Raw genomic sequence first — 13,762 nt, 5'->3', positions numbered from 1 at the left:
TTCTCACCACCTACTATACGCTAAATACTTTGAATAATTTTTTGATATTTTCTTTCGTTAACGTACTTGACTCTTTTAATTCACTATCGCAATTTAGCGCATGTAAAAAAGCGAAAAAACCATCCGTTTTCCGCTTCTCTTTATCAACCTTTTTATATTCAATATTGCCGTTCATTTTCTCTTCTTTATAAACATTTCCTACATACCAGCGCATCAATGGATCATCTCCAAAGACAATGGTACGTTTAATAAATATTTCTTCTACCAGTGGAGCTAATTTACTATGGGTTGCTGGACCACGACGGACAATTTCAACTTCAAATCCTGCCTCTTCCAATACTTCTTTTAAAATAGAAGATCGATATAAATCCATGCTAACTTTTTTAATACGATATTTCTTATTCATCATGACAAACCAATTTAATACATGCTCTGCGCTAATGGATGCATCATACACAACCGTCAGTAACCCTTTTTCCATCGCAAGCGCAAGAATATCCCGATTGATATCTTGTAACTGGGGTGCTGTATGATGCATAAAGGTATGCTGTAGCCAATACCGCTTCCCACCTTTTTTAAATAGAATGCCTACTGAACAAAAGTCTCTGATTTGTGCAAAATCTACAGCGCCCATACATTCTATTCCCTTCGCATTTTCAGGAAATGGCTGATCTGTCGCTAAACGATCTTCATAGGTTGCCACCTCTTTTAACACATCTTCCACTGGAAGGTTCATGCGCTTTGTCATGAATTCCATGCGAAAAGAACTGTTATGCTGCATATCATGATATTCCTGTTTCATCTCATGCTGTAAATTTTCGTTATACGGGTAAGATGGGTTTGCTTTCTCCCACATTTCCTCATTATCTACTTCTGATTCATGATCCAATTTAAAAATAAAAGGAAATAGTGTTGATTGTGGGAGTTCTTTATTCAGCACTTTTTGCGCTTCTTCTTTTAAATCATCTAATACACCACCACGTACCCTTCCATCTGTTGTAATATAAAATGTTCTTGGGTCTTTTTTCTTTCCTAATCCCGATGTAAAAACTTTCACACTATCATAATTCTCATATTCATGAATTTCATCGAAAATGACGACACCGCTACGCTTACCATCTTTTGTTCGAGCATTTGATGTATTAAATTCTAACTTGGATTTCGTTTTCCGATGTTGAATGAGCATCTTCGATTTATAAAATATCTTTTTCATCTTCTTAGAAAACGCCGGATGATCTAACACATTGTAGACATCTTCAAACGACGTTTTCGCTTGTTTTTCTGATGTTGCTACAATATCTATATCATAATTTCGTATCCCATGATGTCCCGTCATCATATGAAAACAGTTATAAGCAATATAACCGTTCTTTCCAGCTCCACGCCCCAGTAACATAAAAAACCGATTAAACAGTAACGAACCATTTTCATATTTGACGCCATAAATAAATGCATTACAAAACCTTTGCCATGTAAATAATTCGAATGGAAAATACTTTTCTGGAACACGCACTGAATTTTCAATCGCTTCTGCATCAATCACAACACCTGGTTGCTCTAGCTTCCAACGTAAAAATTCCATGAGTTGTTTTTGCTCTTTACAAGCCTCTATTTCTCCCTGTTCCACCATTCTCATATAATCATCAATGTATGGATGATAGTTATACATCTTCTTCACCACCCTCTTCCCTTGGTACACTTTCCAAGCCCATTTTCTTAAGCAGCTCTGTCATACTTTTAATCGTCTCACGATATTCTTTTCCGGCAGGGTTAGGCTTCGACCCTCTTTGTCCACCACCGTTGTCCCATGAAACCATTCTTTCCTTTTTCCATTCTCTTTCTAATGCTTTTGCTGCATCCCACATTGCCATGTATTTATCAACAAGATCCATGTATACCGCATTGTCCATTTCTACGATTCCCAATTGTTGTAATAAATCTTCCTTGATTTGCATTTTTTTCGCTAGTTTCCTCATAGGTACCCCCCATTCCATAAAAAAATCAAAATATGTTTTTACCGCTCTCCTCCCCCCGTTGAATGGTCCTCCTACTAAAAGCCAAACTTTTTGACCGGGGGGGTGTTTAAGAAACTAATTCAAAGTATGTTTCAATAAAATCCAAAATAAAAAAGACTTCTTCACTAGAAATCTTTAGAATGTCTGTCGTAAATATTAAATTCTCTTCTTCTCGCAATCTTTCTCTAACATCATTAAGTGTAAGTCGTTTGCACTTTCTTGGGTTCACACAGTCTCTTATTTGGCAGTAACACCAGTAAGAATACTTTCGGAACTGATTAAGCATGTCACGCTCATATGACGTGCGCTCGTCCTTCTCAGCGTATTGAATCATTAAGTCAGTATCGAATGTCCAACTACCATCCACAATTATCATAGCTACCACCGTTCCTCATTCATGAACTTAGGTTCACTATTGCTAATCATCTTGTCCTTACCATCAGCAATGTTATGGTGACGTACACAAATGTATTCAAGGTTATCTAATTCTAACGCAAGATGCGGATGAGTCTTAACCGGTTTGATATGGTTCACATCCATCTTCGTCTTACGCCCGCGTTTATCAAGTGTATCTCGTGTCGTTACCTTTCCTTCCTGTTTGCAATGCTCACATTCATTCTTAGCTCGCTCAATTGCTTTTAATCGTAAAGCTCTCCATTCTTTAGATTTGTAGAACTTCATCAGCTTATCTTCTTTTATTAATTGAATAAGATGTTCTTTATCCATCGTTATTTCTCACCAACTTGTTTGTACTTAGCGATTTTAAAAACGTCTACAGAAACTCCAAGGCAATTCGGACAAACCTTTACTTCGCAATAATCTTTTTTATGGACTTTTAACTTACGTTCAGTTTTACAAAGTAAACATCTATAAATTACATGTCCGTCCGCTTTCATTCCTTTCCTATCTACCGATCTAATATCTTGTACAGAACAAAATATAATCCCAAATGAAGAACCTACACAACAACCTATAAGGAAGTCTAACCAATTCATTACATCACCTCTTACCTTCCTCTAACAAATCATCAATCAACTTATCGATTAGACTTGTTAAAGCTTCTTCTCTATCTTCAAATGTTGTACTCTCTTGCAATTCATCTAACACTTTAATTAAATCTGGTAACCGCTCTAAACCCACATACTGTTTTATTTTCTTCTTACTGCGAAGAGCTTTAAGAATTATTCCGACAATCATTGCTTTTTCGAGCTTATTGAAATCCATTCGCTTTCACTCCTCTTGCAATCACCGATTCATGAATTCTTTCAGCTAACTTTTCCGCATCGATTTCACGAGTCGTCTTCAATAACTCTTCAATTCCTTTTGTTAATAAGTACTGTTCTGTTTCCTCCGATAAAACAATATCCGAAGGCAGTTCATTTGATGTTATAACATCAATCAGAAAATCTTCCACCACACTCTGCCCCTCACAACGGAACATTCCTGCCATCAATTTAATGTCATGTTTCTTATCTCTTATTAAATGAGCAAGCTTTATAAGTTCTTTATAAATTTCTCTTCTTTTATTAATAAGAATGGTTTGTTCAATGAGACCTAAGTTTTCTTTATCCATTATTCATCATCCTTTTCAATTAGATGTTCAATACCTTCTAATGTTTCTTCACTATTCGTATATATCGATACCCTTTTTAAGATAGCAATTACATCATCTAATGTTTGGATTTTATTCGGATTAAGCTTGCATTGCTTTACAGGTTTAAATACTAATGTTTTACCTTCCATCATTCATCCTCCTCAAAAATAAAAAGCACCCAAATGGATGCTTTTCTCTCGATTATTAATTTGTCTTTCTATTGCGGTACGTGAAGTTTTATTCTTTTCCCAGTTACCTAATGTTGCTACATTCATCTACTCCTGCATTATTAAGTAACTGGAAGAAGAGCAAAAGCTCTCCTCAATAACGGTATCATTCAATCAGTACCATCTGCTGGTTTCGGATTTTATGTGCCGTCATTACGAACCGTTTAGAAATTTAGAAACAACATAGTGAGTTGTGTTTTCCGCCACTTCTCACAATACAAATATAACATGTTAAAAACCAAAACGTGTCCGTAAATAGTTCGCAAATTGTCCGCGAATAGTTCGCGTTTTTTATTTTCTATTTTTCTCTTTATTTAACAGTCTCGGGTTTCTTACTCTAACCTTAGATGACCAATCTTCACCAGAGCTAAAATCAATACCTCCTATTAATTGAATGTCATCCCCTGCACCATTAATAATTGGAGAAAAAAATGTTTGTCTTGCTTCAGCGCAACTTCCCAACGTCTCTCGTAGATTCTGCTCCACTTCATCATACATTACTGAACCGCCATTTAATCCATCTATACTTCTTGTACTTTTTATCATCGCTTTTCAGCCTCTTTTCGCATAGTTTTGATTAGATATGGTCCTTAATCTTTGAAAATGAATTAGCTATAATCTAGATTGTGTTGAATTAGACCATCTCGTTTCCCCTTAGAGCTATCAAGCTTTTCTATACTTCTTACAAATGAATTTGACACTTTTCTTTTGTAGCTAATTCAAAAATAGCTACAAAAAGAAGTGTTTAGATTTTAAATTTCTTTTGATAATCATTTAATGTATCTTGTTCAATCCCTATATATCTTAATGTTTCTTTTTGATCCGTATGATTTAACATTCGTTGCAAAACAACTACATCTTTAAATTGTTTGTAGTGATGATATCCATATGTCTTCCTTAGTGAATGGGTCCCAATTCGTTCTAGTCCGAATTTTAGGGCCGCTTGATTCAAAATTACATATGCCATTGATCTAGTAATAGGTTTATTCTTACCATTTCTACTTTTAATAAGAAACTCGTTCTTAGGTTTCCCTTTCGCATATTCCCTCAATGCTTTCTTTAAATCAGAAGGCATCTTTACCTCTTTCACCTTTTTGGTTTTCTTTTCACGAATAAATATACTCCATCCTTCTACATCGCGAACTCGCAAACGTAAGATATCTGAAATGCGTAATCCCGTATTAATTCCCAGAAGGAACAGAATATAATTGCGCTCCTTCTGTTCCTTAAAATATTCTTTTAATTCTTTAATCATTTCCTTGTCTCTTATCGGTTGAACAAGATTCATACTATTTCTACCTCTTCAGTTTGCGTATTTTGTTTAAATACTTCTTTTCGCAAACTGAAAGCTAAACGTAATAAAGCTTTTCCTTTCACCTTATAATACGTGGTTCTACCTAATTTCACTTCATCCATTATGTCTGGATCGTACCCCTTCTCTTCCTCCATATAATACATATATATGATTTTTCTTTCTCTTTTTGGCAACCTGTTAACAGCTCTATGAACCCAATTCATACATTTCTCTCTGGCCATTTCATATTGCAACCTTTCAATCGCTATATTTTCTGTAGAACTATTGAATTCATTCGTTACAGATGGAGGAACAATTGAATATGATGCGGTTACTTTAGGTAGAATATCACTTGGCATTTTAGATAAATACATACGATACTCCTCAAATACTTTTTCAACTTCATTTTTTGTCTCTTCTTCATCTAAAACAGGCATTTTAAATGTTAATTGTTTATCCATATTACATTCCTCCATTGTTATTATTTTTGTCTTAAAGCTCCACGTTTTCTTTCGTAACGTGGTCCACGAACTCCCATTAACTCTTCAATTTCACGAGTGCTAAATTTCTCTTTTTGTTTTTTCTTCTTTGCTTGTTTAGTTTGTTTTTCCCATTCACGTAATTGATCTCTTAGTACCTTCATTTCCCCACATCCCTTTCAAAAATAAAGAGGGCACCATTTCTTAAAACAGCTTGATTACTGTTCTAAAAATTGGTGTCCTCTAGTTTTCTAGCCGGACCCTATTCAATTTCTTTTCACTTCACAATACCAGCCTTCAAAAAAATATTTCTCCAAGCCTTTTCGACTCTTTCTTTCTCAGCACCTTTTATAATTTTCGAACGACGCGCAATTGCTTTTTTCAATTTCTTTTTTTACACTTGCCACTCCCCTCATCCCTTTCATTTAAATGTCTCTCACGTCCATTTTGGAGCATTTTAATACTTTTGATACCTTATTACATTCAAAAATAATCTAAACGTGAATTGTCCTTGTTTTTTAAAGCCCTTTTCCCCATCAAAGGATTATTTTATAAAGCACGCATTTCTCGCATCAATTTGTAGTTTTGTATGGTAATACCTTTAAATTTATTTTTCTTTTTCAGAAATTCTACCGATTCTTCTAACAACCTTTTGTTAATCTTTTTAGTGAATATTAATGTTGTATGGCCAGAACCACTCCCCGAATTACCTTGCCAATTATAGGTAACAAAATATTCATATCGTCTTGCTCTCATTTCCCTCTACCTTCCTGCATAAAATTCGATATTCCGTCAATACTGTAGATAACCCATTTCTTAACCTGAGCAGTTAGCTTTTGCTAACTGCTTGTTATCTACTATCAACGACATTCCCGCTTACGCATTTGACACCTGAGATTAGACACTGACACCCCAAGATGTACGGATATTTCCTCATAACTTAACCCCTGCTCTCTTAATCCCAGAGCCTTTCGGCACCAATAATCCCATTTTTCCCGACTGCGTTCCTGTATCTCTGCTTGCGTCTTTCCTCTCCACAATTCCCTTTTTTTTAGTTGATCACGCAAAGTGCTAATAGAACACCCCATCTTTTTAGCTATCATCGTAGACCCTATCCCCTGTTCATATAAAGCTGCCGCTTGGCGACAGATATCATCCCATTCTTCTCGCGTATGCATACTCCATCTTCGCTCTTCCTGAACCAGTCCTCTCACTAATCCATCCACTTCTTGTCCAATCTCACAACACTGGATACAATCTGTAAGGGGCTTTTTTCGATATTCACACCTTTGACAATACTGATCTTGCAAATCTAAAATACGAATTCTCTTTTCTCTTGGATTCATGATGCACACTCCTCGCTCATATAGCTTTTCTGTAGTATACCAAGAGCTTGTATCATTTATCCTATTATTCCTCAACTAATCTTACTTTACGTACGCCACAAACTTATCCAATACAATATATAATTCTTCTTTTCTACAAAATGAAATTTTTATTGCTTTCACTCCCGCATAACATTTCCAATCTGGTTTACACTATAACTGTAACTTAAAGTTACGCATACTAACTTGTAGGGCCTAATTTCTTTTGTACAACAAGCAGTTAGCTAATTACGCTAGCTGTTTTGTTGTGCAAAATGAAGTTTTTATAAAAATCTTTCTCAACACTCAACAACTGGAAATTAACAATCTATTATGGTAATCTATTGGTAATTCCCTATTTGTTTAGTGTCTTCATTAAAAGGACCTGTACCCCAATATCAGGTCCTTTTTAAGTGTCTTCTACTAAAATGGCGTTATTATTACAATCTATAGTTATCAATATCTTGGATTACTTTATTTAAGATGTGTTTCACTTCACTTTTCTTCCGCGCTTCTGGATACAAAACAATCTCGTTCACCTTAAATCCGAGTAATTCAGCACCCTCCAAATTACCTCTCAACAAGTTTTGTAAATTATGACTATAAAACTCATCTGTTACTTCGATACATAGCTCCAACTTTTTCCCAACAGGGAATGTAAGGTCCTTTGTAGCTTTCTTGTAATCCTCATTCTCTTCCATCAGCTTATTGTAGCGAATTAACTGTTCATCGAAATTATCTGCTTGAATCACTTTTATCATCTTGCTCCACCTCTCTACTCAAATAACGATTTTGTTCAACATTTCTTTTTCACCCTTCACGGGAAAATGTATATATTAATGTAAGTACACATGTACTAAGCTTACAATTTGGGCATTGTGGGCTGTCATCTCATTAAAAGAGCATACATTTTGTATGTTCTTTATTCATTTCCAAATAAAGATTTTGTATTAATTAATGTACAACTTCGCTTTCCTCCTCAAATATCCAATCCGTATCAACATTTTCAATTGGTGGCATCTCGCCTAAACGTTCGAAAGCTATTTTTTTCTGTTTTTTGAGTAGCTCATCAAAATTGCCTCGTTCTTCCATAATTAGTTTTAAATGCTCACCAACTTTTTCTAAAAACCTCATTGTATCTTCCTTAGTGCTTGTTAACATCCCAACCTTTAAATTTAGAGGGATACTTATAGCCTTCACACCTGACGTTACTTCTGAAACATTAATAGAGTCACTTAATGGAATTGCACAAAAATGATATTGTCCCACTTTAATTTCATGACCAACTGCAGGTACCCATTCATCAAATGCTAGATAAAAACGTTGAGTTTGCTCGTTCACCTTGATTTCCATTCCTTTTCCCTCCAAATAAGAATTTTGTTTAATTTGTATAAGTTCCATCCTTCACCAATACATCATCACGCACACGATTCCAATCGAACATAACCTCTTGAAGTTTATCTCCGTTGAATTTCACCCATGTGCCAAAACCCTCGATTTCCCTAATACCTGTAATCGTGGCTTCTCGCCCCTCGACATCCACTAACACCATTCCGTTTTGTATAAACTCAAGATCATTTAGCTTTTTCATCTCATATTCCCCTCGTATATTAATATTTAAGCCCTATCTCAGGCTTAGTTTTTTCTCTTTAATAAGAGTCCTGTAATAAAGAAAATACTTGGACGTCTCAAGATATTTCTAGATAATGGTCTTAGGATCATTTGGGACAATTCTGCATTCCCCTGTGGATTTACCACACGAAAAGAGTATTTCTCAGTGAACGCGCGGGGCTCCCTACTCGCAGGCTGAGCAGCCTGACCCTCGAACCTAGATGTTAGTAGCTCTAGAGGGCGGCTTTCGATTCAGGACTAGCTCTTATACACGAGGTTGTTGGTCGGCGTACACACTAGAGATATCTCGAGACGTCCAAGCAATGATTCTAAATCGAAAGGAGGTCTCTTACGTGAGATTATTTGTTGGTCTAGATGTAAGTTCGTTTGATATGAAAGTTTGTTTTTTAAATGGTGAAGGAGAAAAACTAGATTCTTTTTCAGTTAGTAATGACTTACCAGGTGCACAGGTTCTGAAAGAACGATTATTACAGTGTACAACCAATCAAGAGGTTGAAACTTTAAAAATCGGCTTAGAATCTACATCTGTTTATAGTTTTCATCCATCTATGTTTCTCCACCATGATGAAGACTTAAAAAGATTTGGAACAAAGGTATTTCTTCTAAATCCAAAACAGGTCGCAAACTTCAAGAAAAGTTATTCAGATATGAATAAGACTGACGAAATTGATGCCTTTGTCATCGCTGATTACCTACGGTTTGGACGGAATCAAATGTCCATCGTGAAAGAGAGTCAATACGTGGCATTGCAGCAATTAACAAGATCTCGTTATCAACTCGTTAGAATGTTGACAAAGGAGAAGCAACATTTTCTACAACATCTAAGTTATAAATGTAATACGTTCTCACAAGAAGTCGATTCTTCTATATTTGGTAACGCCATGATGGAATTGTTTCTTGAAAAATTCAGTCTAGAAGAGCTAGCTGACATGCCTTTAGAGGAACTCGCTGAGTTCCTACAAGAAAAGAGTAGAAACCGATTTGGTGACCCGAAATGTGTAGCATCAACCATTCAAAAGGCTGTTCGCACGTCGTATCGTTTAGATAAGGTGGTAGAAGACTCAATCGATATTCTTTTAGGAACGTCAATTGAAATCATTCGTACCTATCAAAGACAAATTAAAGAACTAGAAAAATCTATTAAGCGGATCATGGCTGGATTAACGCAAACATTAGAATCCATTCCTGGAATTGGACCTATATATGCCGCTGGCATTATTGCTGAAATTGGCCAAATCGAAAGATTTGACGATGAAACCAAAATCGCCAAATATGCCGGGTTATATTGGCGTACCTATCAGTCTGGTCGGTTCACCGCTGAAAATACTTCATTATCTCGTAATGGGAATCATTACTTGCGGTATTACTTAGTTGAAGCCGCCAACTCTGTAAGGAAGCATGTATTGGAATACCAAGAATATTACGCAAAAAAGTATAATGAAGTACCAAAACATCAACACAAACGTGCACTCGTTCTAACCGCAAGAAAATTTGTGCGATTGGTGGATGCGCTACTACGTAATCACCAACTCTTTACGCCTGAAAGGTGTGTGAACGTGTGACATAAAACTTGCCATCGCTACCTTTCAATAGATTCCAGTATTTTACATACATTACTGGTCTAGTTTTGTGATGTCTTTTTTAAGCAATTTGTCCTTTGATAACTTCAAAAGATATTATTTTTCAGTTGACATACTACCGCAGGTCTTTACGAATAATCTTTTTTACATTACAAATACTACCCGTAAGCCGACTCCCCACGGCGGTAATCTTTCAAACAGATGCTCACTCCTTCGGGTTGTTTTAGAGCATGGCAGGTAACCTAGTCAATTACCTGCCATTTTCTATTCAAATAACGCTTTTGTTTAGTTTTACTCTTCAAAACTTCATCATACAAACTCATAAAAGTAGTTTATTTATTGCTTGTCTGCAACTTAATATCTGGAATAATTTCTTCCGGTCTAAACAGTACTTTGTAATGGTATACATCTTCGTACTTAGCATCTGTTTGTTCAATGAAGTAACTCACATTATCACTTAATCCAAGGTAATGTTTCTTATATTTACCATCACCAGTCTTGCAAGTTACAGTTATCTTCTTCCCATCACCAGCGTCTAAAGCGCATAATCCCTCAATACTTAAAAGGTATTTATCAGTTATACCATTGAAGAACACTACTCTTCGTTGAACCTCAAATGAATCAGCCGATTTAGATAAATTTTGTGAAACTGTATCTGCTTCTGTACTACAACCTGCTAAACCCGTTATTGCCATAATAGACATTAAACCTGCAATTATTTTCTTTTTCATTTTCCGCTCCCCATTTCTTAATAAAATTCAAATTTGGTCTTACTTTACATCAACACAGTTTTGACTATCTTCTCGACTAAACCCTGATATAATTCTTCATAGAGAGGAGGTGATGGGAATGGTAAAAGATTTTGAACACTTCCGTAATGAAGTCATTACACAAGAGAAATTAAAAGAAATTATCGCTCTTTCTGAAGAACAAGCTAACAAGGTTACTGACGAAAGAGATTTTTTAGTAACTTTTTCAGCCAATTTCTCTTTGTACTTGCTGGCTGAATATCACGAGTGGATAACTCAATCGCAATCCCTTTAATTTTTTTGTCCTCATTTGTTGTACCAGCAACTTGTGAGGATTTTTTATTTTTATTCATCCTCTCGCCTCCTTTTTTATAAAAATTTAATTTGGTCTTACTTTAGTAAATCTGAACTCGCCTTTTTCTCCCTGTGTTGATTTAAGATAGTCTCTAACGCAATTGCTATTCCTTCATTCGCAATCCAATGCCCACGTAAGTATCCTGATAAACCTAAATCACCATTTTCATACGCTTTGTCTGATTCCTTTCTGTTTTCTACTGCTGACTGTTTTAAATGATTGATATATTCTTCAATTTCCTTTTGCATTTTCTCCATTCCCTCCTAATCCAGTGCCAGAAATTCAGATCTGGTACGGTTCGAACAAGTTATCTTAATCTTCTGAATACCCACCCCGTGCTCTTCTACCGCTGCATTCCAAGCTTCGTTTTCTGTCTTAGCATCAAAACAATCCATCTTTTGTCGTTCCTCTTTATCGTAAAAATGCACTTCAAAGCTTGGATTCAAAAACTTTTCACTGGTGCTTATGGCGTTGTAGCAGAAACTACCTATCACATCATCAATTGTTAATTGCTTCATAATCGCATCCCCAGTTATTTAATTTTTTCTGTATACGTTGTTGATACTCGGTCAACCTTACCGCTTTGCCAAGTAATTATTTGTTCCCCAAATCCTGTTGCTGGAGGATTCAGCGGAGTAACCTCACCATTTTTGACTACATAAATTTTATTATCAGTAGTATCAATCTCGATTTTTGTAAGCTTCATATGATTGAAATCCCCCGTTTCTCTTGTTAGCTAGCTTTTTGTTGTCGATTCCGTTGTAACTCTTGTTTCATTGACTCAAATTTAATTAAGTACGCTTTCCAACGCTTATCATTTCCTTCTTGCTGTTATTTTGCCACCTCACAATTACAACCGTTCGTTTGAATTAAGCCTGAATATGTTTCTGTACGTATAATTCCTGTATCACGACATAATGCACACATGCTTATTCCTCCTTATTAAAAACCTAAGTTTGCAAGCCTTTGATCAGCTGTTGTAAATTTCAATACCTTTGAATCACCTAATAAACGACTAACTGTTTTAGCATCGTATTTATTAAAAAGTTGTTTTCCAGTAAAGTTTGTCGTAGTAAATGTGCTCATTCCTTGTCTACCGTTTGATACCGCATATAATAGACGCTGTATGAAATCTGAAGCTTGTCTATTTGAATCTGTTGAACCACTTTCCGCACCAAGATCATCTAATACAACAAAATCAGCTTGTCCAATTAATTGAACAAAGTATTGAAGTGTATATTTGCTACTCTTATCATCGAAAGAATCCATAATCATCCTTGTTATTGCTTCTAATTCCACATATAAACAACTTTTCATAAGGTGATAGTTTTCTTCTTCCTGACTGATATCCCAAAAATACTGGTTTAATTCATGAAGCATGCTGTATGCTAGGAAACTTTTTGCCGTCCCTTGATTTCCTGTAAATACAACTTTTCTAATTTCTCCGTTCTTTAACTCCTCCAAAGTTTCTTCTACAGCTTTCTTATGACTAATCGTTTCATCACACCCGATTCTGTAATCAGATAATCTTGAAAGAGGTATTTTCTTATTTGTAATAACGCTTGCCTTTTCCAACATGTTAAATTTCTGCAAGCGATCAATCTTTTTATAGTGAGCATTAGCCTGTTCTTCTAAAACTTTGTTGTTTTGTTCAACTACACATCTAGGACAAACAACTTGTTCTTTACATTCAATCATTTGAACAGGCTTAATGATTTTTTGTCCGCCTATTTCATAAGAATGATTCATACATTGATCAGAATGGTAAGTCACCTTCGATTCCAGGGATTCCGCCAGTTTTTTCATTGGTGTTGCCATTTCTATTCGCTCCTTTTTTACCTTTGTTTTTAAACTCTATTTCTGCTGCATTAACATCAGCTAAAGTACGAATGTTTTTATTAACCCACTGTTTTAAAATGCCTTCAGCATAATTCCATTTCTTCTGTTGTTTCAACGCACGTTCCATAGCCGCTTGGACAAGTTCTTCACTTGTATCGTTTGCCCATTGGGTAATACTTTCGGCTATGAATGAATTTAAAATACCGAAATTATTTTCGTAGAATGAGAAGATACTACTACTACTTTGTATATTAGTATTTTGTTTATTAGTACTTAGTTCTTTAGTATTTAGTAGTGTTGGATTTTCCATAAATGGAACTTCCACTTGTGGATTTTCCACTTGTGGGACTTCATAAATAATCGTCTCCCAATTAGTTATCTTTCCCTTTTCATTTTTTACTGGAAACCGTCTAACATAACCGAATTTTTTTAATTCTTTCATTCCTACCCTTAAACTATCGATTCCATCTTTCGCATGAGTAGATATTTCCTCCATATAAAACACCCAATCATCTGGTAATGATAAAATGTAAGCCAATATACCTTTGGATTTCCAACTTAAACGTTCATCACGAAGACCTGTATTATTAATGGTTGTATAATTTTTACTTTTACTAACTCTAAATGTTGCCAT

General features: G+C 35.5%; 26 protein-coding genes and 1 pseudogene. 2 read left to right on the top strand and 25 right to left on the bottom strand.

The window, feature by feature from the left end; genetic code table 11:
- Nucleotides 1–13: 13 nt before the first annotated feature.
- From I6L50_RS07030 to I6L50_RS06945, 18 genes are all read right to left on the bottom strand, one after another.
- Nucleotides 14–1,669, bottom strand: coding sequence for a terminase TerL endonuclease subunit (locus I6L50_RS07030; protein ID WP_219300965.1), 1,656 nt, complete (start codon nt 1,667–1,669; stop codon nt 14–16).
- On the bottom strand, nt 1,662–1,976 hold the full coding sequence (locus tag I6L50_RS07025) for a hypothetical protein (protein WP_219300964.1): 315 nt from the start codon (nt 1,974–1,976) through the stop codon (nt 1,662–1,664). The genes I6L50_RS07030 and I6L50_RS07025 overlap by 8 nt, the downstream gene beginning before the upstream one ends.
- Nucleotides 1,977–2,082: 106 nt before the next feature.
- Nucleotides 2,083–2,391 (bottom strand): hypothetical protein, encoded by a 309-nt coding sequence (locus I6L50_RS07020; protein WP_219300963.1) that lies wholly within the window; start codon nt 2,389–2,391, stop codon nt 2,083–2,085.
- 2 nt (nt 2,392–2,393) lie between these two features.
- Nucleotides 2,394–2,741 (bottom strand): HNH endonuclease, encoded by a 348-nt coding sequence (locus I6L50_RS07015; RefSeq protein WP_088068584.1) that lies wholly within the window; start codon nt 2,739–2,741, stop codon nt 2,394–2,396.
- Between the two features lie 2 nt (nt 2,742–2,743).
- The gene (locus I6L50_RS07010) at nt 2,744–3,010 is read right to left on the bottom strand and encodes a hypothetical protein (protein ID WP_219300962.1); all 267 of its coding nucleotides are present in this window, start codon (nt 3,008–3,010) and stop codon (nt 2,744–2,746) included.
- Nucleotides 3,011–3,014: 4 nt separating this feature from the next.
- Complete coding sequence (locus I6L50_RS07005; protein ID WP_219300961.1) at nt 3,015–3,239, bottom strand: hypothetical protein; 225 nt, start codon at nt 3,237–3,239, stop codon at nt 3,015–3,017.
- A complete protein-coding gene (locus I6L50_RS07000; RefSeq protein WP_219300960.1) occupies nt 3,226–3,588 on the bottom strand; it encodes a hypothetical protein in 363 nt (120 codons plus the stop codon). The genes I6L50_RS07005 and I6L50_RS07000 overlap by 14 nt, the downstream gene beginning before the upstream one ends.
- Nucleotides 3,588–3,758, bottom strand: a complete 171-nt coding sequence (locus I6L50_RS06995) for a hypothetical protein (RefSeq protein ID WP_219300959.1) — start codon at nt 3,756–3,758, stop codon at nt 3,588–3,590. Before I6L50_RS06995 ends, I6L50_RS07000 begins: the two co-directional genes overlap by 1 nt.
- Nucleotides 3,759–4,127: 369 nt before the next feature.
- Nucleotides 4,128–4,382 (bottom strand): hypothetical protein, encoded by a 255-nt coding sequence (locus tag I6L50_RS06990; protein WP_219300958.1) that lies wholly within the window; start codon nt 4,380–4,382, stop codon nt 4,128–4,130.
- A 199-nt stretch (nt 4,383–4,581) separates the two neighbouring features.
- Nucleotides 4,582–5,124 carry a tyrosine-type recombinase/integrase gene (locus I6L50_RS06985; protein WP_219300957.1) on the bottom strand — a complete coding sequence of 181 codons (543 nt, stop codon included), beginning with the start codon at nt 5,122–5,124 and terminating at the stop codon, nt 4,582–4,584.
- Nucleotides 5,121–5,591 (bottom strand): ArpU family phage packaging/lysis transcriptional regulator, encoded by a 471-nt coding sequence (locus I6L50_RS06980; protein WP_214931847.1) that lies wholly within the window; start codon nt 5,589–5,591, stop codon nt 5,121–5,123. Before I6L50_RS06980 ends, I6L50_RS06985 begins: the two co-directional genes overlap by 4 nt.
- Before the next feature lie 20 nt (nt 5,592–5,611).
- Nucleotides 5,612–5,773, bottom strand: coding sequence for a hypothetical protein (locus I6L50_RS06975; RefSeq protein ID WP_219300956.1), 162 nt, complete (start codon nt 5,771–5,773; stop codon nt 5,612–5,614).
- Between the two features lie 113 nt (nt 5,774–5,886).
- On the bottom strand, nt 5,887–5,994 hold the full coding sequence (locus I6L50_RS06970) for a DUF3983 domain-containing protein (protein ID WP_257475354.1): 108 nt from the start codon (nt 5,992–5,994) through the stop codon (nt 5,887–5,889).
- Between the two features lie 164 nt (nt 5,995–6,158).
- Nucleotides 6,159–6,365, bottom strand: coding sequence for a hypothetical protein (locus I6L50_RS06965; RefSeq protein WP_219300955.1), 207 nt, complete (start codon nt 6,363–6,365; stop codon nt 6,159–6,161).
- 104 nt (nt 6,366–6,469) lie between these two features.
- On the bottom strand, nt 6,470–6,955 hold the full coding sequence (locus tag I6L50_RS06960) for a hypothetical protein (RefSeq protein WP_219300954.1): 486 nt from the start codon (nt 6,953–6,955) through the stop codon (nt 6,470–6,472).
- Nucleotides 6,956–7,413: 458 nt separating this feature from the next.
- On the bottom strand, nt 7,414–7,734 hold the full coding sequence (locus I6L50_RS06955; RefSeq protein ID WP_219300953.1) for a hypothetical protein: 321 nt from the start codon (nt 7,732–7,734) through the stop codon (nt 7,414–7,416).
- Between the two features lie 193 nt (nt 7,735–7,927).
- Nucleotides 7,928–8,326, bottom strand: coding sequence for a hypothetical protein (locus I6L50_RS06950; RefSeq protein WP_219300952.1), 399 nt, complete (start codon nt 8,324–8,326; stop codon nt 7,928–7,930).
- A 28-nt stretch (nt 8,327–8,354) separates the two neighbouring features.
- Entirely contained in the window at nt 8,355–8,564 is a 210-nt protein-coding gene (locus I6L50_RS06945; RefSeq protein ID WP_219300951.1) for a hypothetical protein, read from the bottom strand.
- A gap of 373 nt (nt 8,565–8,937) precedes the next feature.
- Between I6L50_RS06945 and I6L50_RS06940 the strand changes: the two genes are divergently transcribed.
- Nucleotides 8,938–10,167: an IS110 family RNA-guided transposase gene (locus I6L50_RS06940; protein WP_219300950.1), complete on the top strand. Its 1,230-nt coding sequence runs from the start codon at nt 8,938–8,940 to the stop codon at nt 10,165–10,167.
- Nucleotides 10,168–10,517: 350 nt separating this feature from the next.
- Here I6L50_RS06940 and I6L50_RS06935 read toward each other — a convergent pair whose 3' ends face one another.
- The gene (locus tag I6L50_RS06935) at nt 10,518–10,916 is read right to left on the bottom strand and encodes a beta-sandwich lipoprotein (protein ID WP_219300949.1); all 399 of its coding nucleotides are present in this window, start codon (nt 10,914–10,916) and stop codon (nt 10,518–10,520) included.
- 118 nt (nt 10,917–11,034) lie between these two features.
- Here I6L50_RS06935 and I6L50_RS06930 point away from each other — a divergent pair, with 118 nt between their 5' ends.
- The gene (locus tag I6L50_RS06930) at nt 11,035–11,229 is read left to right on the top strand and encodes a hypothetical protein (RefSeq protein ID WP_219300948.1); all 195 of its coding nucleotides are present in this window, start codon (nt 11,035–11,037) and stop codon (nt 11,227–11,229) included.
- A 95-nt stretch (nt 11,230–11,324) separates the two neighbouring features.
- Here the strand turns inward: I6L50_RS06930 and I6L50_RS06925 are convergent, their stop codons facing one another.
- The 6 genes and pseudogenes from I6L50_RS06925 to I6L50_RS06900 form a co-directional block, all read right to left on the bottom strand.
- A complete protein-coding gene (locus I6L50_RS06925; protein WP_214933492.1) occupies nt 11,325–11,537 on the bottom strand; it encodes a glyoxalase in 213 nt (70 codons plus the stop codon).
- A 15-nt stretch (nt 11,538–11,552) separates the two neighbouring features.
- On the bottom strand, nt 11,553–11,807 hold the full coding sequence (locus tag I6L50_RS06920) for a hypothetical protein (RefSeq protein WP_219300947.1): 255 nt from the start codon (nt 11,805–11,807) through the stop codon (nt 11,553–11,555).
- Between the two features lie 14 nt (nt 11,808–11,821).
- Nucleotides 11,822–11,995 (bottom strand): DUF3954 domain-containing protein, encoded by a 174-nt coding sequence (locus I6L50_RS06915; protein ID WP_219300946.1) that lies wholly within the window; start codon nt 11,993–11,995, stop codon nt 11,822–11,824.
- Nucleotides 11,996–12,021: 26 nt separating this feature from the next.
- Nucleotides 12,022–12,216 (bottom strand): annotated as a pseudogene (locus tag I6L50_RS06910) (hypothetical protein).
- Nucleotides 12,217–12,231: 15 nt separating this feature from the next.
- Nucleotides 12,232–13,107, bottom strand: coding sequence for a P-loop NTPase family protein (locus tag I6L50_RS06905; RefSeq protein WP_219300945.1), 876 nt, complete (start codon nt 13,105–13,107; stop codon nt 12,232–12,234).
- Nucleotides 13,046–13,762, bottom strand: coding sequence for a DnaD domain-containing protein (locus I6L50_RS06900; RefSeq protein ID WP_219300944.1), 717 nt, complete (start codon nt 13,760–13,762; stop codon nt 13,046–13,048). Before I6L50_RS06900 ends, I6L50_RS06905 begins: the two co-directional genes overlap by 62 nt.

The sequence above is a fragment of the Bacillus sp. FDAARGOS_1420 genome, assembly GCF_019344915.1.
Taxonomy (GTDB): domain Bacteria; phylum Bacillota; class Bacilli; order Bacillales; family Bacillaceae_G; genus Bacillus_A; species Bacillus_A mycoides.
This window is presented reverse-complemented; position numbering and strand designations above follow the sequence as displayed.

Excerpts from the sequence above, each read along its gene's own strand:
- I6L50_RS06915 (WP_219300946.1), bottom strand. The coding sequence starts at position 11,995 with ATGAAGCTTACAAAAATCGAGATTGATACTACTGATAATAAAATTTAT.
- I6L50_RS06935 (WP_219300949.1), bottom strand. The coding sequence starts at position 10,916 with ATGAAAAAGAAAATAATTGCAGGTTTAATGTCTATTATGGCAATAACG.
- I6L50_RS06930 (WP_219300948.1), top strand. The coding sequence starts at position 11,035 with ATGGTAAAAGATTTTGAACACTTCCGTAATGAAGTCATTACACAAGAG.
- I6L50_RS07015 (WP_088068584.1), bottom strand. The coding sequence starts at position 2,741 with ATGGATAAAGAACATCTTATTCAATTAATAAAAGAAGATAAGCTGATG.
- I6L50_RS06900 (WP_219300944.1), bottom strand. The coding sequence starts at position 13,762 with ATGGCAACATTTAGAGTTAGTAAAAGTAAAAATTATACAACCATTAAT.
- I6L50_RS06980 (WP_214931847.1), bottom strand. The coding sequence starts at position 5,591 with ATGGATAAACAATTAACATTTAAAATGCCTGTTTTAGATGAAGAAGAG.
- I6L50_RS06975 (WP_219300956.1), bottom strand. The coding sequence starts at position 5,773 with ATGAAGGTACTAAGAGATCAATTACGTGAATGGGAAAAACAAACTAAA.
- I6L50_RS06985 (WP_219300957.1), bottom strand. The coding sequence starts at position 5,124 with ATGAATCTTGTTCAACCGATAAGAGACAAGGAAATGATTAAAGAATTA.
- I6L50_RS06995 (WP_219300959.1), bottom strand. The coding sequence starts at position 3,758 with ATGGAAGGTAAAACATTAGTATTTAAACCTGTAAAGCAATGCAAGCTT.
- I6L50_RS07025 (WP_219300964.1), bottom strand. The coding sequence starts at position 1,976 with ATGAGGAAACTAGCGAAAAAAATGCAAATCAAGGAAGATTTATTACAA.
- I6L50_RS06925 (WP_214933492.1), bottom strand. The coding sequence starts at position 11,537 with ATGCAAAAGGAAATTGAAGAATATATCAATCATTTAAAACAGTCAGCA.
- I6L50_RS06960 (WP_219300954.1), bottom strand. The coding sequence starts at position 6,955 with ATGAATCCAAGAGAAAAGAGAATTCGTATTTTAGATTTGCAAGATCAG.
- I6L50_RS06965 (WP_219300955.1), bottom strand. The coding sequence starts at position 6,365 with ATGAGAGCAAGACGATATGAATATTTTGTTACCTATAATTGGCAAGGT.
- I6L50_RS06990 (WP_219300958.1), bottom strand. The coding sequence starts at position 4,382 with ATGATAAAAAGTACAAGAAGTATAGATGGATTAAATGGCGGTTCAGTA.
- I6L50_RS07010 (WP_219300962.1), bottom strand. The coding sequence starts at position 3,010 with ATGAATTGGTTAGACTTCCTTATAGGTTGTTGTGTAGGTTCTTCATTT.
- I6L50_RS06945 (WP_219300951.1), bottom strand. The coding sequence starts at position 8,564 with ATGAAAAAGCTAAATGATCTTGAGTTTATACAAAACGGAATGGTGTTA.
- I6L50_RS06955 (WP_219300953.1), bottom strand. The coding sequence starts at position 7,734 with ATGATAAAAGTGATTCAAGCAGATAATTTCGATGAACAGTTAATTCGC.
- I6L50_RS06950 (WP_219300952.1), bottom strand. The coding sequence starts at position 8,326 with ATGGAAATCAAGGTGAACGAGCAAACTCAACGTTTTTATCTAGCATTT.
- I6L50_RS07030 (WP_219300965.1), bottom strand. The coding sequence starts at position 1,669 with ATGTATAACTATCATCCATACATTGATGATTATATGAGAATGGTGGAA.
- I6L50_RS06905 (WP_219300945.1), bottom strand. The coding sequence starts at position 13,107 with ATGGCAACACCAATGAAAAAACTGGCGGAATCCCTGGAATCGAAGGTG.
- I6L50_RS07020 (WP_219300963.1), bottom strand. The coding sequence starts at position 2,391 with ATGATAATTGTGGATGGTAGTTGGACATTCGATACTGACTTAATGATT.
- I6L50_RS06920 (WP_219300947.1), bottom strand. The coding sequence starts at position 11,807 with ATGAAGCAATTAACAATTGATGATGTGATAGGTAGTTTCTGCTACAAC.
- I6L50_RS07005 (WP_219300961.1), bottom strand. The coding sequence starts at position 3,239 with ATGGATTTCAATAAGCTCGAAAAAGCAATGATTGTCGGAATAATTCTT.
- I6L50_RS07000 (WP_219300960.1), bottom strand. The coding sequence starts at position 3,588 with ATGGATAAAGAAAACTTAGGTCTCATTGAACAAACCATTCTTATTAAT.